Origin of the sequence: Trebonia sp., assembly GCF_049794275.1 — a bacterium.
Lineage (GTDB): Bacteria > Actinomycetota > Actinomycetes > Streptosporangiales > Streptosporangiaceae > Trebonia.
In genome coordinates this window covers 1-3,927 of sequence record NZ_JBARCR010000263.1, presented here as the reverse complement: position 1 = coordinate 3,927, position 3,927 = coordinate 1, and the positions used below count along the sequence as shown (strand labels likewise).

At 70.7% G+C, this 3,927-nt stretch carries 4 protein-coding genes and 1 pseudogene; 1 reads left to right on the top strand and 4 read right to left on the bottom strand.

Annotated features, from left to right (window positions below; all coding sequences use genetic code 11):
* The coding region (locus WA805_RS07560; RefSeq protein ID WP_425241976.1) for an AraC family transcriptional regulator N-terminal domain-containing protein at window positions 1-784 on the top strand (784 nt) is incomplete at its 5' end.
* Between the two features lie 46 nt (window positions 785-830).
* Here the strand turns inward: WA805_RS07560 and WA805_RS07555 are convergent.
* The 4 genes and pseudogenes from WA805_RS07555 to WA805_RS07540 all read right to left on the bottom strand — a co-directional run.
* Complete coding sequence (locus WA805_RS07555) at window positions 831-1,925, bottom strand: ABC transporter permease subunit (protein ID WP_425241975.1); 1,095 nt, start codon at window positions 1,923-1,925, stop codon at window positions 831-833.
* Window positions 1,922-2,818 carry an ABC transporter ATP-binding protein gene (locus WA805_RS07550; RefSeq protein WP_425238324.1) on the bottom strand — a complete coding sequence of 299 codons (897 nt, stop codon included), beginning with the start codon at window positions 2,816-2,818 and terminating at the stop codon, window positions 1,922-1,924. Before WA805_RS07550 ends, WA805_RS07555 begins: the two co-directional genes overlap by 4 nt.
* Entirely contained in the window at window positions 2,815-3,207 is a 393-nt protein-coding gene (locus WA805_RS07545; protein ID WP_422324848.1) for a GntR family transcriptional regulator, read from the bottom strand. The genes WA805_RS07550 and WA805_RS07545 overlap by 4 nt, the downstream gene beginning before the upstream one ends.
* A gap of 138 nt (window positions 3,208-3,345) precedes the next feature.
* A pseudogene (locus WA805_RS07540) lies at window positions 3,346-3,927 on the bottom strand (hypothetical protein); the annotation flags it as partial.

Sequence of the window (3,927 nt, the reverse complement as noted above, 5' to 3'; positions counted from 1 at the left end):
GGGTGAGGTCGAGGGCGCTCACGTTCGCCTCGAACTGGTCCATCCGGCGGGCGCGAAGCGCGCCGTGCTCGGGAACCAGGTATTCGATTACGCCGTGGGGCAGTTCCTCGTCGTCACGCTCGACTTGCCGCTCACGTCGAGCATCACCGTCGCGTCCGCTGCCGAGCCGTTCCTTGGTCTGAGCATGCCGCTCGACCCGGCCATCATCGCCGAGTTGCTCATCGAGGCGGACCTGCCCGCCCAGGCGGCTCCCCCGGGCCCGGCGCTGTCGGTCAGCGACGCCACCGCTGAGCTGATCGACGCCGTCGTCCGGCTGCTGCCACTGGCCGGCACCCCTCATGACCAGCGCATCCTCAGCCCGGCGGTGAAGCGGGAGATTCACTGGAGACTGCTGACAGGCCCGCAGGGCGGCCTGGTCCGCCAGGTCGGCGTGGCCGGCAGTCGCATCGCCCTGGTCGGCCGTGCGATCGCCTGGATCAGGGCGCACTACGACGAGCCGGTCCGCGTCGATGACCTGGCCGCCAAGGTGGGCCTGAGCGTCTCATCGCTCAACAGGAACTTCCGGGCGGCCACCGCGATGAGCCCACTGCAGTACCAGAAGCAGATCCGCCTCCAGCAGGCTCGGCTACGACTGCTCGCCAACCCGGCGGACGTGGCGGGCACCGGGCATGCCGTCGGCTACACCAGCGCCTCGCAGTTCAGCCGCGAGTACCGCCGCCTGTTCGGCGCTCCCCCGGGCCGCGACGCCGCCCAACTCCAGAACGCAGGCCGCACCCCCGACTGACTGGCGTGTCTCAGGCTGCGAGGCCGTTTCTCATTGTCGGGCCTTTTCAGGAAAGGCGGCGGAGCCGCCGGAAGCAGTACCCGGCCAGGGCCAGAGCCAGGGCGAGGTAGATCGCGGTCTCGGTCAGCTGGAAGCGCCAGTAGCGGCTGGCGGGCTGGTAGGTGATGGCCTCCCGGATGCCGTGGCTGGCCAGGCAGCCACGGAAGGCGACGGGCCCCGTCGTCGCCCCCTGTGGGCTGGCGGCCTGGTTCGCGCCCGGGCTCGGGCTGGTGCCTTCTACCGATATGCAGGCGGCCGGGGTGGCGCTGACTGGCTGCCCGGCGGCGTTAACGGGCCCGCTGGACAGGAGCCAGGCGCCGGGCTGGCCGGGGATGGTGATGGCGTAGAACGTCAAGATCGTGCCGCCCGCGCCGGTCTCTGACGGGATGGCGGCCCCCAGAGAGGTGACCGGGACGACTGTGCGGTCGGGCGGGGCGAGGTTGGGGCGGACCCACAGCGGCATCGCGACCTGGAGGGCGGCGAAGATGGCCAGGGTGACGGCCATGGCCGGGACGGTGCGCCGGATCAGCGCCCCGGCGGCGACGCCGAGGGCGAAGGCGAACGCGGCATAGCCGAGCGGGGTGATGCCGTGGGTGGCGAAGTTCAGCTGGCTGAACCGGCTCTGGGCGACGCCGACTCCGGAGCCATCGGCGACGGCCTGGCTGATCGGCACTGCCCACCAGGTCTGCATGAGGCACAGCGCCTCGGTGACGGCCATCGCGGTCAGGCCGCCGATGACGAGCTTGACGGCCAGCCACCGGGTCCGGGTGACGGACTGGTTCCAGGCCAGCGTGGCGGTCCCGGTCTCCAGTTCGCGGGCGATCAGCGGCGCTCCCCAGAACAGGCCGATGACGGCGGGCGCCAGCAGGATGATCCCGGTGCTGAGCAGGAAAACCACGTTGTAGGGGCTGCGGGCCAGCGACGCAGTGAAGTAGGTGGCCATGCTCAGGCAGCTGCTGCCGTGGCAGCTGTCGAGCCCGTCGGCGGCGTACATGCTGGCCAGGTGCGGCCCGGTGGCCGCGAGCAGGATCGTGAAGGCGGCCAGGGTCACGGCCGCGGTGATGGCCTGGATGCGGAACTGAAGCATGCCGAACCGGATCACGACACCACTCCCAGGTGCTGACGGCGGGTCGGCGTCTCATCGCCGGCCCGGCTCATGTAGGCCAGCACCAGGTCCTCCATGCTGACAGGCTTCACGGCCCAAGCCGGGTCGAGGACCGGCCCGTCGGTGCGGACCAGCAGGTTGCTCTGCTTGTCGGTGTGGCTTTCTGTGATGACTACCTGGCCCGCCGGGAGGCTGCCGGGGTCGCGACGCGGCCCGGACAGGCGATGATGCGAGGCCAGCAGGTCGCTGACCTCTCCGGCGACCCGGACCTTGGAGGCGACGAGTACGACCAGGTAGTCGCAGACTCGTTCCAGGTCAGCGACCAGGTGGGAGGACAGCACGACACTGAGGCGCTGCTCGGCGACCGCCTCCATCAGGCCCTGCAGGAACTCCCGCCGGGCCAGCGGATCCAGGCTGGCGACCGGCTCATCGAGGATGAGCAGCTCGGGCCGCTTGGCCATCGCCAGGGTGAGGGCGAGCTGGGCCCGCTGCCCGCCGGACAGCGACCCGGCCCGCTGTTTCGGGTCCAGGGCGAGCTGCCCGATCCGCTGCCGCGCCAGGTCGTCGTCCCAGCCGGGGTTAAGCCAGGCACCGAGGCGGAGATGGTCGGCGACCGTCAGCCTGGCGTAGACGGCGGTGTCCTGGGCGACGAACCCGACCCGCGCCAGCTGCGCCGGCCCGGCCGCGGGACGCTCGCCCAGGACGGTGATCGTGCCGCGGGTCGGCATGAGCATCCCGGTGGCCAGGCGCAGCAAGGTGGTCTTGCCCGCGCCGTTGGGGCCGACGAGCCCGACCACGTGGCCTTCGGGGATGGCCAGCGAGCAGTCGCGCAGCGCCCAGGTCCGCCGGTAGGCCTTGCCCAGCCCGCTGGCCTGGATGACGGTGTTCATGCGACGCCTTCGGCGAAACAGTCGCGGAACGCGGTGCGGTAGATCGCCTCGATGTCATCGGGCCCCAGGCCCGCCGCGCGCGCCGAGCGGAGCCAGCCGGCCAGCTCGGCGAGGAACCGGGCCTGCGCGGCCGGATCGATCCCGGACGGCAGCCGGGTAACGAACGTGCCGAGCCCTGGGCGGGCGCGCACCAGTCCCTCCCGCTCCAGCTCCCGGTAGGCCTTGTGCACGGTGTTCGGGTTGATGGCCAGCTGGGCGACGACCTGCTGAGCGGTCGGCAGCCGGTCCCCCGGCTCCAGCATGCCCATCCGCAGGGCCTGATGGACTTGCTGCACGAGCTGCAGGTAGGTGGCGACGCCCGACGTCTCGTCAAGCTGGAACTCGATCATCAATCTCTCATTCCACTAATGGCTTAGTGGAATGAGAGTAACAGTCCCGGCCGGCCGGCGCAAGAAGCGTTCAGGCGCCGGCACGAGCGTGCTGCGCGGACACGCTGTCGCGGGCGGGGGTGCCCGAACGGGTGGCCGTTAGCGCAGCGGGCTGAACGCCGCCCGGATCTCGGTCGCGAAGAGCTCGGGCTCTTCCCAGGCGGCGAAGTGGCCTCCTCTGCCGGCCTTGTTGAAGTAGATGAGGTTGGGATAGGACTTCTCGACCCAGCTGCGCGGGGCCGCGAAGATCTCGCCGGGGAAGGTGGTGAAGCCGACCGGGAGCTTGACCTCCGGAGGAGCCTGCCCGGCCGCGCGAGCTGTGGCTTGTCCGCCCTCCCAGTACGACCGGGCCGCGGAGGCGCCGGTGCCGGTTAGCCAGTACACAGTGATGTTGTCGAGGATGTGGTCTCGTGTGAGGCCGCCGGACGGCTTCCCGTCGACGAAGGCGCGGGAGATCTTGTAGTAGGCGTCGGTGTCGTGGTCAAGCATCCAGGCCGCCAGGGCGAGGGGGGAATCCAGCAGGGCATAGCCGATCGTCTGCGGCCGCGTGGCCTGCTCCAGGAAGTAGCCGAAGCCGCTCGCCCTGAATGTCTTGGTCTGCTCGAGCGCCGCGCGTTCTTCCTCGGTTCCCGCCGGCATGGCGCCGCCGCCCAGCGCCGTCACGAGCAAGTTCATGTGGAT